20 protein-coding genes are annotated in these 21,876 nt (G+C 34.4%); 7 read left to right on the forward strand and 13 right to left on the reverse strand.

What is annotated here, in order from left to right; translation table 11 throughout:
- Nucleotides 1-210: 210 nt before the first annotated feature.
- Entirely contained in the window at nt 211-2,022 is a 1,812-nt protein-coding gene (locus tag F1Z66_RS06465; protein WP_149862796.1) for a hypothetical protein, read from the reverse strand.
- A gap of 441 nt (nt 2,023-2,463) precedes the next feature.
- Here F1Z66_RS06465 and msrA point away from each other — a divergent pair, with 441 nt between their 5' ends.
- The 3 genes from msrA (at nt 2,464) to F1Z66_RS06480 (ending at nt 4,864) form a co-directional block, all read left to right on the forward strand.
- Nucleotides 2,464-3,051, forward strand: a complete 588-nt coding sequence (msrA, locus tag F1Z66_RS06470; RefSeq protein WP_149862797.1) for a peptide-methionine (S)-S-oxide reductase MsrA — start codon at nt 2,464-2,466, stop codon at nt 3,049-3,051.
- Nucleotides 3,052-3,542: 491 nt separating this feature from the next.
- Nucleotides 3,543-4,304, forward strand: a complete 762-nt coding sequence (locus F1Z66_RS06475; RefSeq protein ID WP_201448502.1) for an SIR2 family NAD-dependent protein deacylase — start codon at nt 3,543-3,545, stop codon at nt 4,302-4,304.
- 119 nt (nt 4,305-4,423) lie between these two features.
- The gene (locus F1Z66_RS06480; protein WP_159357337.1) at nt 4,424-4,864 is read left to right on the forward strand and encodes an ASCH domain-containing protein; all 441 of its coding nucleotides are present in this window, start codon (nt 4,424-4,426) and stop codon (nt 4,862-4,864) included.
- Nucleotides 4,865-4,903: 39 nt separating this feature from the next.
- On the opposite strand, the gene F1Z66_RS06485 is transcribed toward F1Z66_RS06480, so the two are convergent.
- Nucleotides 4,904-7,228, reverse strand: coding sequence for an aconitate hydratase (locus tag F1Z66_RS06485; protein ID WP_149862799.1), 2,325 nt, complete (start codon nt 7,226-7,228; stop codon nt 4,904-4,906).
- A 223-nt stretch (nt 7,229-7,451) separates the two neighbouring features.
- Between F1Z66_RS06485 and F1Z66_RS06490 the strand changes: the two genes are divergently transcribed.
- Nucleotides 7,452-7,991, forward strand: coding sequence for a universal stress protein (locus F1Z66_RS06490; RefSeq protein ID WP_149862800.1), 540 nt, complete (start codon nt 7,452-7,454; stop codon nt 7,989-7,991).
- Between the two features lie 90 nt (nt 7,992-8,081).
- Here F1Z66_RS06490 and topA read toward each other — a convergent pair whose 3' ends face one another.
- The 3 genes from topA to F1Z66_RS06505 form a co-directional block, all read right to left on the reverse strand.
- The gene (gene topA, locus F1Z66_RS06495) at nt 8,082-10,541 is read right to left on the reverse strand and encodes a DNA topoisomerase I (RefSeq protein WP_159357342.1); all 2,460 of its coding nucleotides are present in this window, start codon (nt 10,539-10,541) and stop codon (nt 8,082-8,084) included.
- 346 nt (nt 10,542-10,887) lie between these two features.
- A complete protein-coding gene (locus tag F1Z66_RS06500) occupies nt 10,888-11,469 on the reverse strand; it encodes a hypothetical protein (RefSeq protein ID WP_149862802.1) in 582 nt (193 codons plus the stop codon).
- A gap of 2,244 nt (nt 11,470-13,713) precedes the next feature.
- Entirely contained in the window at nt 13,714-14,394 is a 681-nt protein-coding gene (locus F1Z66_RS06505) for a hypothetical protein (RefSeq protein ID WP_149862803.1), read from the reverse strand.
- A 131-nt stretch (nt 14,395-14,525) separates the two neighbouring features.
- Here F1Z66_RS06505 and F1Z66_RS06510 point away from each other — a divergent pair, with 131 nt between their 5' ends.
- Together F1Z66_RS06510 and F1Z66_RS06515 are read left to right on the forward strand one after the other, a co-directional pair.
- Nucleotides 14,526-15,818, forward strand: a complete 1,293-nt coding sequence (locus F1Z66_RS06510) for an MFS transporter (protein ID WP_149862804.1) — start codon at nt 14,526-14,528, stop codon at nt 15,816-15,818.
- Between the two features lie 70 nt (nt 15,819-15,888).
- The gene (locus F1Z66_RS06515; RefSeq protein WP_149862805.1) at nt 15,889-16,464 is read left to right on the forward strand and encodes a hypothetical protein; all 576 of its coding nucleotides are present in this window, start codon (nt 15,889-15,891) and stop codon (nt 16,462-16,464) included.
- 46 nt (nt 16,465-16,510) lie between these two features.
- Here F1Z66_RS06515 and F1Z66_RS06520 read toward each other — a convergent pair whose 3' ends face one another.
- The 8 genes from F1Z66_RS06520 to F1Z66_RS06545 form a co-directional block, all read right to left on the reverse strand.
- A complete protein-coding gene (locus tag F1Z66_RS06520; protein WP_149862806.1) occupies nt 16,511-17,884 on the reverse strand; it encodes a hypothetical protein in 1,374 nt (457 codons plus the stop codon).
- A 511-nt stretch (nt 17,885-18,395) separates the two neighbouring features.
- A complete protein-coding gene (locus tag F1Z66_RS06525; RefSeq protein WP_149862807.1) occupies nt 18,396-18,800 on the reverse strand; it encodes a hypothetical protein in 405 nt (134 codons plus the stop codon).
- Nucleotides 18,801-19,418: 618 nt separating this feature from the next.
- Nucleotides 19,419-19,559 (reverse strand): hypothetical protein, encoded by a 141-nt coding sequence (locus F1Z66_RS15320; RefSeq protein ID WP_154670497.1) that lies wholly within the window; start codon nt 19,557-19,559, stop codon nt 19,419-19,421.
- A 138-nt stretch (nt 19,560-19,697) separates the two neighbouring features.
- A complete protein-coding gene (locus F1Z66_RS06530) occupies nt 19,698-19,883 on the reverse strand; it encodes a hypothetical protein (protein WP_149862808.1) in 186 nt (61 codons plus the stop codon).
- A gap of 24 nt (nt 19,884-19,907) precedes the next feature.
- Nucleotides 19,908-20,333: a DNA/RNA non-specific endonuclease gene (locus tag F1Z66_RS06535; RefSeq protein ID WP_159357336.1), complete on the reverse strand. Its 426-nt coding sequence runs from the start codon at nt 20,331-20,333 to the stop codon at nt 19,908-19,910.
- Entirely contained in the window at nt 20,240-20,638 is a 399-nt protein-coding gene (locus F1Z66_RS06540) for a hypothetical protein (protein ID WP_149862810.1), read from the reverse strand. Before F1Z66_RS06540 ends, F1Z66_RS06535 begins: the two co-directional genes overlap by 94 nt.
- Before the next feature lie 163 nt (nt 20,639-20,801).
- Nucleotides 20,802-20,978 carry a hypothetical protein gene (locus F1Z66_RS15325; protein ID WP_154670498.1) on the reverse strand — a complete coding sequence of 59 codons (177 nt, stop codon included), beginning with the start codon at nt 20,976-20,978 and terminating at the stop codon, nt 20,802-20,804.
- 412 nt (nt 20,979-21,390) lie between these two features.
- Nucleotides 21,391-21,543 carry a hypothetical protein gene (locus F1Z66_RS06545; RefSeq protein ID WP_159357335.1) on the reverse strand — a complete coding sequence of 51 codons (153 nt, stop codon included), beginning with the start codon at nt 21,541-21,543 and terminating at the stop codon, nt 21,391-21,393.
- Between the two features lie 100 nt (nt 21,544-21,643).
- Between F1Z66_RS06545 and F1Z66_RS15815 the strand changes: the two genes are divergently transcribed.
- The gene (locus tag F1Z66_RS15815) at nt 21,644-21,802 is read left to right on the forward strand and encodes a hypothetical protein (RefSeq protein ID WP_159357334.1); all 159 of its coding nucleotides are present in this window, start codon (nt 21,644-21,646) and stop codon (nt 21,800-21,802) included.
- Nucleotides 21,803-21,876: the final 74 nt, after the last annotated feature.

The following is a 21,876-nucleotide window of genomic DNA, read 5'->3' on the forward strand; positions in this document are numbered from 1 at the left end:
GCAACTTTATTGAATTATGTGATCATAATTCTAGCTAACTAACTAGTACTATATGATATGATGAATCGTCATTATTTTAATGTTGCAAAAAATCTCGGTGATTATAAATTTCTTTTTAACAAAAATTTTTCAATTTTTTTAGTAATAAAAATTCTGATTTTGATTACTATGGTTTTGACAATAATTGCAATTTATGAGCGTTAATTGTTGTTATTCTCCCTTCTTTTTAATATCTTTATGATTTGATCCACCAAAATTGGTGAACACCACAAAAATAATTGGTTTGGGAATTATTCTTTCGTTGATTTCTTTTATCAATTTAACTGATTCATATAGATTCAAGACTAATGTGTTTAAATTGTTTACAATATTTATGTATGCCGAGGTCAATTGATCCTTTTTGTGGAGCAATTCACTTTTTTGTGTATTTAATTGCTCTAATTCGGAAATTCGTTTCTTGATCTCGATATTTATATTTTTTAGACTGGATACCTTGCTAACGAATTGATACCAATAGCTGGTTTTATTCTTTGAGTTGGTAGCATTAATATTTTGAAAGGGTTTTTGAAAAGGATCTGACAAAAAATCAGAATTTTGGAATTCTAGTACGAGATGGTTCATTCCAATGATATCTTCGTTGGTTACACCGCTTAACTGAAGACGAAGTAGAGTGAGTGAGACTATTCCCTGTAACTTCAAGTAATACTCATATTCTGGAACTTCCTTTTCCAATTTTTCCTTTTTCTCTTTGAGGTCGTTAACCTCCTTTTCAAGACCTAATTTGTCATCGTAGTGATCCTCAACATCTTTGAGGAATTTCCGAATGGAGGTTTTGACATCAAACCCGTTTGCCAAAGATGATTCATAAATGATGTTGGTTAGTTGCTTGAGTTCTTTAAGACCTATTCCTAATTTATGGAGTTCAGTGTAAGTATTGATGGTTTGTATATAGTAATTTGCACGATCTTCTAAGCTTAAGCTTTCTAATTCTAAACGATTTTTTATCTTTTCCTTTTGAACAACTTGGCTTTGAAGGATTTCTTTTTCTGTCAGCAGTGATTCAATTTCTTCATACTTCTTGATTATTCGAGTTACGTCAAAGTCAAAATTCTTAAAGTCACTTATGATATTTACCATATTATCTATGTATTCTGATAAAACTATTTGCTGTTTTTGATACAATTCTATTTTAAGGGACTTGTACCAGGCAAAGTATGAAAAGACTTGATTCTTGTTCCGTATTGCTTCATCAAGTTCATTCTTTATAGAATTTTTTTTAGATGATAAAGTTTCAATATCTGTCTTCAGCGATTTTTTGATATCGTCTAAATGCTTGATGTAATTCTTCTTTTGTTCTATAAATAAGGTTACATTGGAAACAAATGGTATCGATTCTTCAGTTTCATCATCGTCATATGCTTCTTCTTCCTTACTGATGTCAAATGTTTTTCCGATTCCATGATTTGGATCATTATTTAAATTGTCAGCCGCTTTATTTTTGTCAGTATATGAAAAAAAATCAAACATGTCCACCATCCACTTTATAATGGTGTCTGGTTTGATGTTATTAGCCCTACACTCATCGTAGAGGTCGGAAATGAAATCTTCAATTGAGTATTTCTTAGTTTTGTTTTCCTTTTCCTTTTCTGCTTCTTCCTTCCTATTGTCTATTCCTTTTTTCATATCCGGATAAGATTTACCGTCATCGAAATTGTCTGTGATATCATTGAATGCTGGGTCTATTTCCTCCTGGTAAAAAATATCATCCTCTTCCATATCTATCCATTCTTCAAATTCGTCTTTGATTTTGAATGCTCTCAATAGCTGATACGTCCGAAAACCCTTTACACAATCTTGTATGCTTATGCCTGATTTTCTGACCTCAGTAAGGAAGAATTTGATCTCTTCTACATAACTGGCGTTTACTTTCTTAAGATAATCATTTACAACATTAAATACTGTTGTCTTTGAAACACCCACTTCATCTGCTATTTTAGAATATGATATACTCTCAAAATCCATGCGAATAATCTTTGATTTAATTTGTGGAGTAACCTTGACCATTTTGCTAAATCAAGAAATGCTAGCCGTTCAATTTTATAAATAAATAGTTCATTTGGTTGTTCATTTCGTTCAATTTTTTATAAATTTAAGCAATAGAGGTTGCTCACGAAATAAATCAAGGATTACAATGAATTCATTTGTTAATTGTTGGGGTAAGAAATTGCAGGGTACAAGACTGACAAGGGATCGGGAAAAAGGAAAATCATGTACGGAATGATGGATTTGAAACAATAACTGTTTCTTGAGACAAAAAAATCAAAAAAATCCCACAAGGTTAATTCTGTCAATTGCTACTCTTTTATTTATTCGAATATTCATATACGGTGTCTGTCAAAAAAGATTCTTTACAGGATAGGAATTGAGCATAAACCTAATAGTGTGAATTGCTGAAACAGAATTATGGCTGATAAACCGGTCGAAGATGGTAAAAGTGCTAATGGTTTTGAGAAAATAGTGTTGGCCAGTGGATGTTTTTGGTGTACCGAAGCCATATTTAAGCGGGTTGAAGGGGTAAAGTCTGTAATACCAGGATATTCAGGTGGACATGTTAAAAATCCAACTTATAATGAGGTATGCACTGGGGACACCGGTCACGCAGAAGTTATTCAGTTAGAATTTGATCCAAAAGTCATATCTTTGGAAAAAATCTTGGAAATATTTTGGTATACTCACGATCCAACGACTCTAAATAGACAGGGGAATGATGTGGGCACGCAATATAGATCTGCAGTGTTTTATAATTCTAAACAACAGCAAGAAATTGTTTCCAAGGTTAAAGAAAGGATCAGCACAAGCGGATATTATTCTAAACCAATTGTAACTGAAATATTGCCGTTTAGCAATTTCTATCCTGCTGAAGAATACCATGTAGATTATTACGACAATAATAGATCAGTTCCATACTGCAGTTATGTAATTGACCCAAAAGTTCAAAAATTGCTGAAAAAATTTCCTGAAGATCTAAAGAAACAATATATTCATAGTTAACCCACTGTTTCTTCTACCATCTTTCTTTTGTCTGTCATGTTAATCCGTAAAAAGGGTCCGTCTTTTTTTTGAAAGTAGTTTGTATTGTGAGACTCTCCACACCACCTTCACATCACTAAATGCCATCATTTTTTTTGATGGATAAAAGGGATGCAAAATGAACTTGATAGAAATGAGATAGTGTGGTCTAGTTGAACTAATGCAATTTAATTCTGGTGCTGATGAGAGCATTTTCAATCTGGAACGGAGAACAATACTGCAAACCTGGTAATGTCCATAAAGAATTACAAGAGTAGGCAAGTCAGGCAATGATATTCTAATAAACATCCCGGAGCCAGCTTCATATTTTTTAAATTGAGTAAAGTCTCTAAATGATAATTACAATGCAGTAGTTTTTTTAAAAATATCTATCAACAATCAAAATATCGATTGAATATCATTTTTTTGTCAAATGTATTTAATATCAAATTATATGCTAAGTACTTGATTTAATGATGTCAAACAATGAACATTCTGAGATAATTTCACATGTCCGTAGTTTGGTAAAAGATGCAAAGAAAATTGTGTTTTTTACAGGAGCTGGAATCTCAAGAGAAAGCGGAATTCCAACATTCAGAGGTGAAGAAGGGTTGTGGAAAAAGTACGATCCTACAAAATTGGCATCATTTTCAGGTTTTATCTCTGAACCCGAATTGGTCTGGGAATTTTTTTATTCAAGGCAGCGGTTGATTTGCCAGGCAAATTACAATGAAGGGCATAAAGCTATCGCAGTGCTTGAGGCTAATAGACCGGGTGTGTGTAGTGTCCTAACACAAAATATCGATCGCTTGCATCAGCGAGCTGGGTCTAAAGATGTTGTAGAACTCCACGGAAATATCTTTGGTGTAATTTGCATGGAATGCGGATTTGAAGAACGGCTGGACCATTTAGATTTTTTTACTCGCTTTAGTGAATCTAGTATACCCAAATGTTCCATATGCGACAACATCATGAAGCCCTCTGTTGTGTTATTTGAAGAGTCGCTTCCTGCAAATGAATGGCAAAAAGCAATGTATCTGTCAGGAAACTGTGATTTGATGTTTATAGTCGGCTCTTCTCTTAACGTATCACCAGCAAACACACTGCCATATTACGCTTTGAGAAATAAAGCCACTCTGATAGAGGTAAATCCTAACGAAACCGAAATGACATACTTGATGAATTATTCCTTTAGGGGAAGTGCGGCTGAATATCTCCCTATATTGTTGACGTGACTCATAAGACGGGAGGAAACCTATTTGTTATTATGTTATTTTGTTGGCGTTAAGCCAATTCCAAATATGCTGTTTGAATTAAATTATCATAAATAAGGTATGTAGGATATAACACCCAATTGAAGTGTATTTCTCTCAATCAACCATATGCATATTTACTTGCGTCTGGAGTCAAATCCATTGAGATCAGGAAATGGAATACCAAATTTAGAGGTGAGTTTTTAATACATGCTTCAAAATCAGTAAATACCGATGCTATGTCTGTTTATCCTATTGAGGCTACTGATCTGGTCAAGGGAGCGATAATTGGCAAAGCTTACCTATACGGTATAAAAAAATATAGTAATAGAGATGATTTTATCCACGACTTTAACAAGCACTTTTCCGTAGACAAAACAAACCATGAATCATCTTTCAAAAGATATGGATTTTTGATACATAATTCAATGCTTTTTGAAAAAAGTATACCATATCCAGGAAAGCTTGGTTTTTTTGATGTAAATCCTGGCTTATTGAATAATAATAATCTAAAAGAAAGTATCTGGTATTTTGATCTGTAATTAATTTTGGTATTAGACTAGACAAAAAAGAAAGATGGATTATGCTTTGTTTTTAAGAATGTTTAATGCAGAACCAGCTTTGAACCACTCTAACTGTGCATCATTATAAGAATGAACTAACTTTATATTCTCCTCTGAACCGTCTTGATGTGAAAGCACTGCTGTTACCACGCTTTTAGGACGGATATTGTGCAAATCTATAATACTAACGCTGTCATTCTCTCTGATTTTGTCGTAATCGGAGGGATCAACAAAAGTTAATGCAAGGATCCCTTGTTTTTTGAGATTGGTTTCATGAATCCTTGCAAAACTTTTTGCTATAACAGCTGCACATCCTAAGTATCGTGGCGTCATTGCTGCATGCTCTCTGCTGCTTCCTTCGCCATAGTTTTTGTCTCCAATTATTATCCATTTCATTCCATTTTGCTTGTACTCCCTTGCAACATGTGCGAAAGTTTCCACATTATTATCAAGCAAATTAAGTCCTTTACCTACCTCGCTGTCTCTAAATGAGTTAACGGCACCTAGAAGCAAGTTATCGCTTAATCTATCTAGATGTCCTCTGTACATTAACCAAGGACCAGCTGGAGAGATGTGATCGGTCGTACACTTTCCCTTTACTTTTGCTAGTATTGGAAGTTTTTCAAAATCTTTGCCGTCCCATTTTGAAAATGGTTGTAGTGCTTGTAATCTTTGACTGTTTTTATCTATATCTACGGTAACACTATTGGGATCCTCAGATGGTGGTACATAGATGTTGGCAGTATCTTTAAAGCCTGAGGGGGGAACCTCTGGGGCTATTTTAGGAGGTTGGAGTCTAAACTTGGTACCGTCTTTGGCTTCTAGTTCATCTTTTAGTGGATTAAATGAAAGTCGCCCTCCTAGTGCTAAAGCGATGACCACTTCGGGACTTCCGATAAAATTCATTGTCTCTCTTCTTCCATCGTTTCTCCCTGGAAAATTCCTGTTATAGGAAGTTACTATTGTATTTGGCTCACCCTTTTTAATTTCGGGTCTGCTCCATTGTCCGATGCATGGTCCGCAGGCATTTGCTAAAACGTTAGCTCCGATTTCTCGCAACAGTTGGATCTGTCCATCTCTTTCTATTGTCTCTCTTATCATTTCTGAACCCGGGGTTACTTGCAATGGAGATCTTGTTTTGATTCCTTTTTCCAATGCTTGCTTTGCTATGTCTGCGGCCCTAGACATATCCTCATATGAAGAGTTGGTACAGCTACCTATTAGGGAGACTGAAATGGTGTCTAGATAGTTATTTTGTTGTACATCTTGTGCCATTTGAGAAATTGGTCTTGCTAGGTCTGGAGTATGTGGGCCCACAATATAAGGTTCTAGCTCATCAAGGTTGATTTCAATAAGCTGATCAAAATACTTTGATGCATTCTGGCGATCCTTTGCTATTTCTTCTTCTATTGTAGGGTCCTGAGTGAGCATGTCTTTATTTTTATTGGCTAGTTCTGCTATATAAGACCGTCCAGTTGAATTTAAATATGATTCCATCTTGTCATCGTATGAGAAAACCGAGCAGGTGGCCCCAATTTCTGCTCCCATGTTAGTTATGGTAGCTTTACCCGTGCAACTGACATTTCTAGCTCCTGGTCCAAAATACTCTATTATAGCGTTTGTACCGCCGGAAACTGTGAGTTTTGATGCAACATAGAGGATGATATCTTTTGGGGAAGTCCAGCCGTTTAACTTGCCTGTCAGGTACACACCTATTCTTTTTGGATACAGTACCTCCCACGGTAGGCCTGCCATGACTTCGGCAGCGTCAAGTCCGCCTACACCTATAGCAAGCATACCTAGTCCTCCTGCATTGGGTGTGTGTGAATCTGTTCCAATCATTAAACCTCCTGGAAATGCATAGTTTTCTAAAACTACTTGGTGAATAATTCCTGCGCCAGGCTTCCAAAAGCCCAAGCCATATTTTCTGGAAGCAGATTCTAAGAATTTGTAGACTTCATTGTTCTCATAAATTGCTGCCTTTGTGTCAGGTTCACTGCCTACTCGGGCTTGAATCAGATGATCGCAATGCACTGTTGCAGGGACCTTTACATGTTTTATACCTGATTGCATAAACTGCAAAAGGGTAGTCTGACCTGTAACATCCTGTAAAGCAACTCGGTCTGGGTTTAGAAGGATATATCCATTTCCTGCGGTGAGGCCGTTAAACTCTGTTAGGTCGGTGGATTCATTTAAATGACCTATAAGGATTTTTTCGCTGAGAGTAAGTGGTTTATTTGTAATTTGTCTATATTTTGAAATGTTTTTTCCAAGTTTGTCATAAGTGCTAGAAACCAATTCTGCTGATGTGGTTTTTCCTCTTGTGGCAATTTGGCTGCTCATGAATACAATATGGATTCGTCTAGCCAATATTTATCGCTAATGCAGGTTTACTTTCTTTTAATCAGAAATGCCATGCTAATCTTGCAGATTAGCACCTTTGCTGTGTAAAGAATGAACTCTAAATTTGGAGAAATAACAAGTGAAAATTTTCGTTACATCTCATAATTGGAAAGGACCAAACAGATGATTAAAATTACATTCTAACCAAGAAAAAATAACCGATATGTTTTCAAAGATCTTGGTCGCCTTTGATGGATCTCAACCATCATTAGATGCTGTTGAAAAAGCTATGGAAATTGGTAAAAAATACAATTCATCTTTAATTATATTACACGTACTTGATAGTTACAAATATCCATATTTGCTTTCATCGGTTGTTCTTGCTCCGACATTTGGAGCCGATAAATTTGAAAAAGAGCGAAAAAAATTCGATGATTTGATGAATTCTCTCAAGGAAAAATATGTATCAAATGATACAGAAAGCGTAGAACGGAGTGATGAAAAACAAAATCTGGAAAACGACTCTTCCTCTACACCAGACCAGGTAGATAATACTGATGTTGGTAAAGGTATGTTTGAGACTGCTATTGTTGAAGCAGAAACATCTACTTCATCTACTATAGTCGACTATGCGGAGGAAAAGAATGTGGATTTATTGGTAATTGGAAGCAGAGGTAGAACTGGCATAAAGAAAATGCTGCTTGGAAGTATAGCCAATGAGGTAGTCAAATACGCACACTGTCCTGTTTTGGTAGTTAGATAGAGAAAAATTAAAACATTTTTGAGTAATTTGTTATTATTCTTATTTAGTCGACATCGACTTAGACATCTGTAATATGAATTACAAAGAATTTTATTTTTTATTCGATTTTAAGGGGCACTGTGGGTTCATACAGAACTGCCATTGATATTTTTTACCTTGATTAATGCCATTGGCTGATATGATGGGCCAATTGCACTCTTTGCAGGAGTTTCCTGTACCCTTAATCATGCCCTTCAGGGGCAATGGAGCTGTAGCCATACATTTATCCTTAGAGTAGCTTGTGCAACCTGCAAATCTTTTTTTAGTTTTCAAAGCCTTTTTGATGACTAAATCGCCTTTTTTACAAATCGGACATTTTCCAAGTGGCTTGGTGGTGATATTTTTTTTTAGAACTGGAGTGTTGGACCTGTCCAATTCTAGTGATTGTGAAAGCTCAAAAGCAATTTTATCTTGGTTTTTGGTAAATGACTCAATAGCTTGCTTTACTTGGTCACGTGCTTGATTAATGACTATCTCGCTACTTTTTTGACCCGCTTCTATTTGTTCCAATTGTTCTTCCATCTTTCTTGTTAGACTTGTAGATACTATGCTGGGAACGTATTTTTGCATTGAGACTACTAATGCTACTCCCATTTCTGTAGGTCGGATGCCGGCTGAGCCCTTGATATTGATAAACAGATCTTTTTTTTCTGGGTTCGTACCTATTTTTACAACCAAATCATCCTGTTTCTCCACCTTGTTGTTCTTACGAGTAGTATAAATTTGCGATATATGAGATGATTTGTTGTTACTTTCCAATAAAGTATTGGGTCTATAATCATAAATGTAATTTCTCTTGTATAGGGTGTTTATTATTTCGGATCGTGTTGCCTTGGTCCCTATTTTCTCTCTTTCCATTTTTTGTAGTAGGGTTGATTGGTTGTACCTCGGAGGGGGTTGTGTAGCCTTTTGGATCGATTCAATCTTTATTAATTTTAAAATATTATTTTTTTTCAAAAATGACAATGTTTCCTTCTTCACAAAGGTAGGTAAATCTAAATAAGGCTGGTAATATTTTATCCATCCTTCTGTAAGTATTTTTTTTTCTTCAGCCTTAAAGACATGTTTATTCTTGACGGTGATGGTTACCCAAATCTGATTGTAAAAAGCCTCTTGTCCAAATGTTGAAAAAAACCTTCTCGTAATGAGGTCAAGAAGTTTTTGCTCCGAAGCATCTAGGGACCTTTTGGCTTTTTCTCCAGTTGGATATATAGCCGGATGAGCTGGGTCTTCTTGTTTTCCCTCGTTAGGAGATAAATGTTTTAGTGAAAGTAGCCTTGAGCATATGTCTGGATAGGATAGGATTGCATCATTTCCAGTACTTTTTTCAAAAGTTACACTATTTACAAATATCCCATTCTTTGATATATTAGAAATAATTTTGTTATAATTTATTGTAGGGGGAAGCTTTTGACTAGATGTTCTGGGATAAGAGATGAGTGCATCAAGGTACAGTTTCTCTGCTATGGAAAGGGTGTAACTTGGAGTAAATTTGAATACTCTATAGGCTTCTTTTTGGAGATCCCCTAGATTAAAAGGATATGGTGGTTTGATTGATGTTTTGGTTATTTTTACCTCTGTTACCTTGCCAAGCTGATTCTTACATTCTGCAATTATTTGAAGGACACTTTTTTCTAATTCAATCTTTTGGGGGAAATGGGATGTATGGATTATTGTGTCATCTTTTTGAAAATCTGCATTTATGTTCCAATAAGGAGTCGATATATGATCTGAAATTTCTTTCTCTCTTTCTACTACAAAGGCAAGAGTTGGGCCTTGAACTCTTCCTATTGAAAGTTGAATGAATTTCTTGACGTTGTTATTTTTAGCAGATCGTTTTTTTAAGGAATTCGTTAAAGCTCTTGAAAGGTTTATTCCATAAATGAAATCTATCGTGTGTCGGGATATACCTGCTTCTTTTAAATTGTTGTTGGGTGGTAACAGGTTTTTAAATGAATTTATTATTTCTTCATCAGTAAGTGAGGAAAATTTGGCTCTTTTTGATCTGGAGTATTTATTATGGCAGGCATAATGGAGGATATTGTATCCTATTACTTCACCTTCTTGGTCATAATCACATGCATGGATGAACTCTGTTGCATATTTGGATACAAATTCCAATTCTTTTAGGACTCTTCCCACCTTGAATTGTAGGGATTTGGTTTTAGAATCATTCGAACGTATAGAAGACAGTGGTTTCCAGATCGGATCGAATATGGGTGATGACTTGTCCTTGTTGTATGAACCTTCAAGCCTATACAAGTGCCCAAGAGCGTAACCGATAACATACATTTTACCTTTTTTAGTAACTATCGTATCAAATATTGAGGATTTTGACATCTGAATCTCGGATGAAGATGTTGCATTTCTTTGAATTTGCGCCTTTGCCTCAGGAATTGATCCTACAGTGACTTTCTCTGAGAAACTATAGGATCTTAATGCCTGGGAGACCCTCTTAGCCGATGATGATTTCTCGCATATTATTAGACTTAGGTTAGATATGTTATAAATCTAGGTCGGGAGATAAATTAATCCTTCCTTGCAATGTAATCCTGACATTAAAATACTTTGTCTAATTTACACTAATTAGGATGACCATTGTCCCTATTAAATTAGTCAGTAAGAAAAAGCTTTGATCTATTTTCAAATTTGATCTATAGAAGATATTCTCCAACATTAATAGAAATAATCGAGTTGGAATCCCATCCACAGGATAAATAGATTAATTAATATTAGAATTATAATTTTTTTAATCTGTTACTAGATCAAAAAAATCAAATTGTAGATACCTTTTACTCTGCATTACTTGGACGGCCGAGAGAAGATGTAGTTTAAGCTTAGTAACATGCTTACTCGTTTAGTCCCATTTCCATACCTTGGTGAATCCCTTGCCCAAAGGATCTACGGTCTTCTTATAAATACCGAATATGTTGTTAATATTCATAGTACTGTTAGTAGATGTGGCATTACTAGAACTAGATCCACTTTCTTTTGAATCTTGGAATGGAATATCGAACATCATTACTCCATTGTCAGTAAAACTTCCATCAGGATTATAGTAACCTTTGGATTCTGTCTTGTATGTAAATACCTGCCCATTTTCATTCAATATAATGGCTTGACCCTGGGAATAAACTGCTCCATCTGCACCCATTTTATCTACAATGGTTCCTATGGTCTGCGTTGTTGACCTGTTCATAGTACTATTCCCTACATATGAGACTTCAACAGTCGGCACAGGATCTATGCTAAGGACTCGAGTGTTTGTTGATTTTGTAGTTTCTGTATAGATGGGTGGACCCAAAGTTTGATTTGATTGGTTCTTGATTAAATAAGGATTCAATGACGAAAAATTGCCCTGGGCATATGCAATTGATACATCATGTGGTGTTACTAAAAAAGCGAGGGGTATAAGTGTTATCACTCCTAGAGAAACCAATAACCAACCTGCTCCTGAGATTGACTGATATATTTCACATAAATTCATATCAAGAAAATTGGAATTGAAAAATATAAATATTTAGTTGTGGAGTCTGAGTATTTTTACATTTTGGTTTACTGATGCTTAACATATATGTGATTCTAAATCTATATTTATACAATATGTACACTTCTAATCCAAATTTGAATTGAAATAGACGTTATCATAAATCAGGTCAAGCTTATACTCGTTATTTGTAAGCGGGTTATTCCTTCACTCATACATATTCTAAAATTATATGTGCTTGCTTTCGCTTCCTTTCTTACCAACCCATCCATTTCTTTTCTTGCGTAATAAATAATCATATTAATCAGTTGATAAGTTTTTTTTACATAAAAAAATATGAACTTATTATTTCACTTCCTTTGCGTCATATAATAGTTAATTTTTAATATTCTTACAATCATCGGGCTTAGGTCTTTATATCCCAAAAGTCAGTCGAATTCTCACTTGAGATATTGTTACTACTTCAAGATGATTGTACTCTAACATCTTACCCGAGAGTAGAACGACATTTACTATTGCCAAATAATTTTTATTTTTGACTGCAAGTTCTAGCATAAAATATTTACATTTTAAGCAATATCTTTTCTTCACTTTTAGAATAATCTAGTTAGCGTTCTAAATTGCCATACCCAATATGGTCTGAAATGAATCACTTCTCTCGTCGGGTTACTTTAGTTCCATCATATATTCTATTATGATTCTAATATCAGGTAATATCTAATGTAATTTACTGAGTGCGGTTACAATATTTGAAATTTTAAAGATCACTATAAGCAAGCATATGGTATATCAATCGGGATGCTTGATGGATCTCATGCTTCAAACCTTTCAATAAAACCAATTTTTTAAAACCAATCATTTAAATTTCGTCACAATTTAAAATCAAACCACTGCAGACCAATCCCTTATTAAAATTATGATTCACATGCTTTCTCTAGGTCATATTTGTCATAATAAATTATATGAATCTTGATAGTCTTGGTCTATACACTTTGAAACTTCTTGTTTGATAGTCGATCACATTGATTATTTTTTTTATATCTTTACTTGCGGTTAGCAGCACATTAATTTCTCGGATGATGATTATCTAAATTGAATCTAATTTTTCAGTCGGTGATTAAGATCAAACATTTGATTTTCATTCGATGCAATATTAGACCCGATTTTTCTTCAGAATCTTAAAGTTTAAATCGACTTATACTATATTTTAAGCAAATTTTTTCAATTTGTTTACTTAAACTCTAATGCCGACTCTAATAATAGGAGTAATAATAGTATATCTTTGATTATACCATAAATATCTTATAGACTGACGGAAAAATCCAAAATGAAATGTATAAGTTTGATTCCACATGATGTTCAGAACCAGTTTATAGTTTATCTTACTCTTAAGAATGAGTGGGCCCTATAGAAATAGACCTTTATTATCTCATTAGGAGACAATTTAAATCAGCAACTGTTGAAATTTCGTGAAACCTATTCATAAAAAAGTTTATTCCTTTTCCGTGTTACTTTTTCTATAGGTCTAATTAAATCATATTAGTTTTCACATTATTGTTGATGGTTATTTGACGGAATGAAAGAGATTCATTGATATTGTCTATGCCCAAATAATGGATGGACATGAAATCGTGGATGCCTGCTTTTTCATGTAAAGGTACATTGAAAAAGTAATAGTTAGTGTAAATATATTTTTTACAACTGGACTAATGCATTGTTATTTGCTTCAAAATATTTGCATTGACTTCAAACATACAGTATAAGAACTGATTGGTACCTCTGAGTATTTCAACTATAAAAACTCGACATGCAACAAATATTTCTTTCAGCCAGGGGTAAAATCAACTTTTTTTATAGTCTGCTATCATGAATCAATAAGACTCTCCTTCAGGCGTAAAATTGTTATATGCTATTTGCTCGCAATGAGCAAGCCCGAATTTACTTTTAGTAAATAATATCTCAGTATAGGCATACATCGTATATGTTAGCATTATGCAAGTTGCTAGTATTGATTACTGCTATTCAGATGTGATAAAATTATGTTTAGGCAATTTAAACTATGGCACCAAATGATCAAATGTGGTATAATTCATACTAGAAGAGACGCTCGCAATAATACCTGGGTATATCGATGATGAACACAAGGCGAATTTCACAACATTACTATGTAGTAAAATATACTGCTTTTTTGTAGGGTTACTTTACATTCAAAGTATATGTAGCTGCCCATGGTTTGACCGAAACGCCTTCGGCCAGAACACCGGAAAATTGGATGATATATTTACCTGATGTTAATGGTTCTGTAATTACATAAGTATTATCTGATGCCGCCTTGAAATGACCTTCAGGGGCATACCAAATTGCATCTTTCGGAAATTCAACGTCAAATATTCCTGTGGATGTCCTATATTTTTTAAGTTGATCAAATGAATATGCTTTTCCATCCAAAGAAAGTCTCATATCTACTACCCGGTCTTGGTCGGATTTTGCTAAGTACACTAACCTTTGATCATCACATGGGTCTTGTTTACACGGATCCTCCGCATTGGACTGCTCCATTGAGCTGATCATTATTAATACATTTTTTCCATGGGGTATTTGACAATTCTCGTTGCCACTGCCAGTCAAGAAAAATACGGGAGAGGTGGAATTTACCTGACCTGTCTCGCAAGGAATGTCTGGACCCTTGTCAGGATTAATGGGTTCAGGAATAGATAATAACCATTGCCAGTATTTAACTCCCCACTCAGCATAGGGTATACCATGAGGGTAACTGTCCGGCGGAAATATTTCAACGGCAAATATCTCTTGATGAAAATTAATTATATATAATCCTATTAATATTGAAAGAAAACCAACAGTTAAAGTTAAATTCATTTACTTTCATCTCGCATATACGGATACAAAAAGATTATGATGTGGGAACCGCAATGGTACGGCTATTAGGGCCATATAAGCCTCGGTATTTAAACAAACGATATATTTTCATCATTATTATTGTACTCTTCTTGACTATTATAGTAGATACCTCATTCGTAAAAGTCTATGATATAGTAGCTAAATCTGCAATAAGCTATGACATAAAGTATGTAATATTTTCAACAAATACTGCAACCAGCTTGATTGCTCAAATAATTATGCTTTTTTACTTAAACAAGTTCTATCGAGAAGAGCGATTTAAGAATCTGTCGGCTAATTTCAAGAAATATTCCTATTTGGCAATGTTTGTAGTTCTGCTCAATTCTGCTCTACTAAGCTATACATCAGCGCAACTTTTCCAACAACATTTATACAGTAAATACATACTGGTTTATTCAATAATATTATGTTATATTTCTTCAGGTATTTTTCTCGCTGTCTTGGGGGCAAAGTTTCTTTCTTGGTATAGGCGAAATCATAGTTACTTGATTTTATTATACTTTGTGTCTGTAGCCTTAATTGTATTTAACATATTGACTTCTATGTTAATCACTATCGTAAAGTTGGAGGACAAATCTGATCAAATCAGGGAATATATTGGAATCACAAGTTTTCCTGATTCTCCTAAATATAATGTATTGGAATTAATAAATAAAATATCTCTTATTATGACCTTTGTCAGCCTTTGGATTACAACGTTTGTCTTAGTTACATCATATCGAAAAAAATCTCTTCGAAATTTCTTATTCTTAATGATCTTAATTCTTCCGCTTTCCTATTTCTTCATAAATTTTGTCATTCAGTATTATGTATTTGATGTGTTTAATTATTTCCATATGGTCAGTCCGGTAGTGATTTCTATAGTATTAGTAGCAGTGTTTAGTTTAAGTAATCCTATTGGAGGCATCACATTTGGAATATTGTTCTGGAGAACATCCAAGGCAATAAGTTATGAAAAGGATATAGTTGGATTTGTCCTTATCTCTGGATATGGAATAATGATGATTTTTATGTCTAACCAGGTAACTTCTCTTTCAATTACTCCATACCCTCCTTTTGGATTAACTACTATTTCCTTACTTCCATTATCTTCTTATTTAATGCTAGTGGGAATATACAATGCGACTAAATTAGTTTCCTCTAATAGAGAACTTAGACGATCAATTATTAGAATTGCTAAAGAATCAACAATATTAAATCAAATGGGTGAGGCTGAAAATCAAAAGGAGGTAGAATTTGTCATATCAAAAATTCATGAAGACTCGATTGTAACTAATTTAGAGACGGATATCAAACATGGGGCTGATTTAGACGAAAATGAATTGAGAAAATATATTGAAGAGGTTGTTAAAGAACTGCATACTGAGAACCCTAATGCATAACCTATAAATTGAATAAGAATTAGTCAATTAAATATTTAAACTTTAAATATTTCTGACTGATTGTAAAAGTATGCCAGATTGTTTAAACAATCCAAATACATACAGAATCATAGATCATTTGCAAATCATTGAAAATTCCGGAATTATTCATGGAATCTTCGAACGCTATAAAGGTGATCCAGCCTACGATGGTATATGTTATTTTAGATATAACATAAATGATGTGGATGTAGGGCCTGGACATAATCCAACTTCGGAACTTAATACTTATTTTGTGAATGTTGTAGAGGATCCGGACTGTCTTATTGTTCCTAGTAGCCGATACGGGGGTGGACGATTAAGAATCCTTCAATTAGATGTATCTGTGGATGTCAATATATTGTATATACCTGAAAACATAAAAAAAGTTGATAACGAATGTATATTTTATGGCATAATCAACAGTACTGGATCTTACACATCATGTCCGTCTACTCCAGTAAATGTCCAAGGCAAAGTTAAAAAAATATTTACATTTTTCAAAACTGAAAATACTACATCTGGAGTTATAAATGTTCACCCATTGAGAATTTATCATCTTGAGAGATGTGAATCTGATGATAACATAAAATGTACTGTTGATAACGAAGGACATTGGAATCGCTAAACCGATTCTGTACTTCACTTTATCATTTAAAATTTGAAATATAATTTTATATTTGTTTTTGTAATACTGTAACCATATTATCCATATACCAAATTGGTTTGGTATCGTTTGTTACTTTATATAGTTCCTTCAATTCATTAGTTTGGTTAATGGCGTTTTTCAACTGACTTGTTACTAATAAATTAGTCATATTGTTATAGGTATCATTCAGAATTGCATTAGTTAGCTGATAATTCTGCACTTCAGTTGGGTTTGAAAAATTGTAATATATTGGATTTACTGGATATGCAAGATCTTTAATGGATTCCCAAAGCAAGATACGATGTCCTATCAAATCTTCCGTTGTAAACTCCTTTTGTCCTGCTCCTGAATGTGTTGAACCTGTGCCATTTGAAACATCACCGAATGTTAGACTAGCCCAATCATTATATCCTGCTAAATTTTCGCCACTTGATCTTAAACAACCCTCTGAAGGTATGTTATTGATGTCTGCATGTACTCCTAGGTCTGTGGTTGTATCGTCACGTGACCAATCTACGGGGATACCTGTAAATGTAAATTTAATTGGAGGTGGACCATATGCAGATATCATATTTGGGGGAGTGCTCATTCCTAACCCTTCTACCTCATTCAAATTATTTTCATTCAATAATGGTAATACCGATCTCGAATAGTCTAGCGTTCGGTTCCCTAGTAGGCTTGACATCTGGTATGCATAATTCATTACACTCAGATAGTTTGGTTTACAGTTAATATCGTTCCAGCCTCCATGATCGAGACCTAAGTTATGTCCTAATTCATGCATAAAGGTCCCTGATTGTTGATCTATACTTCCTACATTGTGACCTGTTGCAGGATCGGATCCCCATTTTGAGGCCCCTAAAGTTACCATAAACTCCTTGCCGGGCATATTGGGACTTTCACCAGATGATGTACTGTAGGGTTGAGTGTGACCAAATATGGCATAATGAGTAGCAATTTCTCTTGCGTTTATTACGTTATCTCGATTTGCATCCGCTCTTTCAACAACATTTCCCAAATGCAATCCCTTGTATTCATAAAGATCGTCCGAATTCATATTATCTTCATGGGGGAGTTGTTCATCTATGTTAATGTGTAAATTGATTCCATTATTACCATCAGGATTGACAGAAGGGGAATTAGCAAAAGATGTTATCACTTCGTCTAATGCGGCTTGATTGGGTCTATGATTTTCCATAAAATCAACTTCCACAAATATATCTTTGTGCGACGGATCGGATCCCATGGCCGGTAGGTCCAAATCGATGTTTCCATCATTATTGATATCAAGACCGTTAATTTCCCATGAATTCAATAATCCGTCGCCATCGTCATCCCCGCCAATAAGGAATTCTGTACTATTTGATTTCGGGTTTGCTTGGACTGAGTTGTAATTCATTAATAAAATACCACAAATTAAGTAGTACATTAATATCATAAATATGATTTTGGATTTCATATAACATTTCCTGCATATTCGGCAATATATAAATATTTTAGAATAAAATATGGCTCTTAGGTGTCCGATAAATCTACAGCTTGAGGATATCCTATTTCAATTATGGTTAACAAGAGAAACAGAATACCTTCAGCGTTCATTGATAATGGTTTGCATTTGTACTTTCTTGGTTTACCTTAAGAAATGTTGTCAAGGAATTGCCATATCTTCATATAGATAAGAAATGTCACACTTCAGAATGGAAGCGGATTCAGAAATACGATGCCAGAAAGATACTCTCTAGAAGGAAAGCGATTTCAGAATACATATACGATGAAACATTGTTCAAGGTTAGTTCAATATATATCTGGAATAGGGTTGCAATCAATCATAAGAAGTATGTTTCTTGCAGCTGATCTATCTTTCTCTTTCTCTTATTATTACACTCATAATTTAAATCATATGATGGGAATTAACATAACTTCTGCACCTGCGGTATGCTGTTCCCTGATGGATCAACTGTTGTTTTATAACTACCAAAGACATCATTGAATTTATGGATAAAGCTATTACTGACACTGCTTGTTCCTTTAAGAATGCTGTGGCTATTTGTGCTTTCAAATGGAGATTCAAAAATTATAACGCTGCTATCTGAGAAACTTCCATCAGGATCATGATGAAGAATAGATTCTGATTCATGAGTTAAGATGTTGCCGGATGCAAATAAAATTATGACTTTGACCTTGAAATGTAACACCACATTTTCATCCAATGTGCCTATTATTGTTCCAAATGTTTGAGTTGAAGGGCCTTCTATAGTACTGTTTCCAGTATAAGTTACTTCAACAATGGATAGCGATTTATATCTAATATACACAAGCTAATGGATTTTTACATTTTCGACATAAAAAGATCCCCATTCAAATCTGAACTTACTTTGTCATAAATATGTTGTAATTTATCTTTTCCTAGTGATTGTGACTCTATTTAAACATATGAATTAGCATTGGTATCGTATAAACCAAAAATGCTAAATAATGAAATTGGAACACCAGACAGGGGAAATATCGCAATACTTTTCCCATCTAAATAACATCCAATTTATTTTCCTTTGCAGAATTAATTAGCAATAAAAATATGACTGTACTACAATAAAGTATTATTACATTGCACTAATTGCAAATCTACAGTTCATTGTTGTATAGAGTTCTTTTCTCGCAATTAGGTCTACTAATCCCTACGTCTAGCTAAAAATGATAAACGTGTTAGAATTGTTTGATCAAAGTGTCTCTTAAACCAGGGTTTGAGACATCTAGGTGTATACATTAGAGTTAAAATTTTTCTGTGGGTATGATGTCGTACAATAACTATTAATTAAAATGATTTTGGAATGTTTTGAGAATTTATTACTATTTGAAGCTGTTAATGTCTATTCTATCTCCTTAAGTGAATAAATTGGACTCCTTTGTGACTTTGATATTTTATTCAATCTAAGTTAATTACCAAAATAATCTGCATCCTTAATTTTTGAACTAAATTCAAATTCACATCTTGATTCTATTTCTGATAATCCTACTTGGTACACTTTAAATTCATCAAGCTGAAAAGCTTCTATTTGATCGAGATTTTGAGTCAATAAAAATCCTTTAGCCTAAGGATACTATTTTCCACAAATATAACTACCTCCCAGAATTCCATAGGGATTTTTACATCCCTATAGACCTTATCATCCTCATAAAATACTGGTCCGCCAAATATGCTAATCTTTAAATCGTCACATCCCCTTCATCAAAAACAACGTCCTCAAGTTTACCCCAAATTCCCCCCTTTTGCAGATTGATTGAATTTGTCCATCTGTGGAGTTATATTTGTGAAGTAGGAAGAGTCTTTTTACCTTTTTGGCCTCCGCGATTGGGCCCCAAATTAGATCTGCTCTTCTAGCAATATGATCTCTATCCAAATCATTACCTCGGTATAGTTCATCTCAATCTTGATATTCTGAAGGGATTCGTGGATCCTCGATAAAAGGGATTCCACTTCTACTAAGTTTTTTTAGTAGATTACCAGCCACATTCCATCCTGCCCAAATTGGAAACTTCCTTACTTTATTCAGCGTAAGTGAAAAATAGGTGTAGTCAATTATTTCAGAGCCGTTCAATATGAATGCCGATTGTGCATTATTTTCTGATAAAGTGGGATGGTCTATGTCTACTTTAAGAAAATTGATATCAAATCCGATCGGTCTTGCGAGTTTAAAATGAGAAGGTCTTGTAAGAGATATTTCAAGTTTCTCAAATACTGATTGAGGATAACAAGCTATTGCATATTCTGCGGGATTTCCAGACGCTTCCCTTGCGAAAAGTATTCCTGCCATAACGTCTGTGGGCCTTCCCTCACTTGACTTAAACACCTATACAGATCCTGAATCTCTCTCATACTAATCCCGCCATTTTCTGGTGGGTTTGCAGGGTCAATCTCTATTTCAAACCCGCCAATTACTTTTTTACCTATTGATCCACTATAATCTATTTTTGCTATGGTGTGGATTCTTGTCACCTCACCATGAGTAACACCAGTTGTTCGCCCTCTTTTAATAACATTGTCTCCAAGCTCTGTTTCTCCCAATTTTTCTACAGAGGCTCCTAACTCCATTATCAAATTATTAAACTCACGATTCTCAATCGAAGAAATAGCACGATTACCTGCCTGTCCCAAATGGGATCTTGCTAACTTTCCAATTTTCTTTAGGTGAGAACGGTTATCATCTTATGGTCCAGGTTGTACCATGTCATCTATAACAACCCCATTTGCACCATGAAACACATGTCAATCACTCAAAATACGTGGTATTCCTGTTGCTTTATCATAACAAAACATCCTATGGTACCGACTGTGCCCTTAACATTGGATATACTGATTCCGGCATCATCGGGTCCAGATGGATCTTCCTATCGTTTGATATTATCTCTTGAATTAATTTGAATTCTACTTTGAATTTCCTTTGTAAAACATCTGCTAGTACTTCTACTCCATCTATTTCAATTGTTTTTGGCATTGGTGTAGAGCCTAACTTGCCAACATTTTCTGGTTGAGCTTTAGTTTCAACGGTAAAATGGATGGATATCTCTTCGGTCCTTTCCCCATTTTCTAGTTTGAAGCTATTCTTATTGATGAAATCTTTGGATCTTTTAGATATCTGCTCCTCTTGTTCAAATGAACTCTCAATTTATCCATCGAAATCGTCTTTTTATTCAAACTTACTTTTTTCTTAGCAGAAATTTTGTTATCATTTACTCTTTTACTTTTCCCTGCCATATTCAGTAGTTCAGAGTGAAATACTTACGCTCTTGCTAAATATTGGGAATTTAAGAAAATAACATAAAATAATTCTTTAACGATTAAAGGATAAATTATATTTCCATTTCCGTTAAACTTTGACATTTTTTCCTTCCTGTTAATTTTCTTTTCTATATCCGCCATCCTATAATTCCTGTAGCAATGGTGGTAAGAATGGTCCATGTGCCAGTCAGAGGGTTGAACCAGTCAGTCAACCATGTTTGTACTGTCTCTGAGATCGGAATGGGATCCGCAATAGTCAAAACTATTGGGAACCTTTTCATTAAGTTTTCACTGTTTGTTTTCAATATTGGGTTTTCATGTTTTTGTGGATTCACTATGGGACTATAGAATGTTGAATTTAGAAAACTTATATTTGCTATTATGAAAAACGTTTTTGTCCCAGGATTGATGATTCCCTCCAAGTTTGATGTTAAAGTTATGCTAGTGAATCCATATGGAGGAACCGGGATGACTCTATTTTCTAATGTAAAATTTATTCACTTGGGAACATTTTCCACACTCAGTTCTACCACAGGTTGAATCCAGGTAGTTGAATTCACTAATATTTCGATACTTTTTTTATTCCCTGGAATCAGTTGGAGGACTTCAGGCTT

Origin of the sequence: Candidatus Nitrosocosmicus agrestis, from assembly GCF_008389435.1 — an archaeon.
GTDB classification, from domain to species: Archaea; Thermoproteota; Nitrososphaeria; order Nitrososphaerales; family Nitrososphaeraceae; genus Nitrosocosmicus; species Nitrosocosmicus agrestis.

Coding starts and splice junctions, on each gene's coding strand:
- F1Z66_RS06465 (WP_149862796.1), bottom strand. CDS start 2,022: ATGGATTTTGAGAGTATATCATATTCTAAAATAGCAGATGAAGTGGGT.
- msrA (WP_149862797.1), top strand. CDS start 2,464: ATGGCTGATAAACCGGTCGAAGATGGTAAAAGTGCTAATGGTTTTGAG.
- F1Z66_RS06475 (WP_201448502.1), top strand. CDS start 3,543: ATGATGTCAAACAATGAACATTCTGAGATAATTTCACATGTCCGTAGT.
- F1Z66_RS06485 (WP_149862799.1), bottom strand. CDS start 7,228: ATGAGCAGCCAAATTGCCACAAGAGGAAAAACCACATCAGCAGAATTG.
- F1Z66_RS06490 (WP_149862800.1), top strand. CDS start 7,452: ATGTTTTCAAAGATCTTGGTCGCCTTTGATGGATCTCAACCATCATTA.
- F1Z66_RS06505 (WP_149862803.1), bottom strand. CDS start 14,394: ATGAATTTAACTTTAACTGTTGGTTTTCTTTCAATATTAATAGGATTA.
- F1Z66_RS06515 (WP_149862805.1), top strand. CDS start 15,889: ATGCCAGATTGTTTAAACAATCCAAATACATACAGAATCATAGATCAT.
- F1Z66_RS06520 (WP_149862806.1), bottom strand. CDS start 17,884: ATGAATTACAACTCAGTCCAAGCAAACCCGAAATCAAATAGTACAGAA.
- F1Z66_RS15325 (WP_154670498.1), bottom strand. CDS start 20,978: ATGCCAAAAACAATTGAAATAGATGGAGTAGAAGTACTAGCAGATGTT.
- F1Z66_RS06545 (WP_159357335.1), bottom strand. CDS start 21,543: ATGAAAAGGTTCCCAATAGTTTTGACTATTGCGGATCCCATTCCGATC.
- F1Z66_RS15815 (WP_159357334.1), top strand. CDS start 21,644: ATGAAAAACGTTTTTGTCCCAGGATTGATGATTCCCTCCAAGTTTGAT.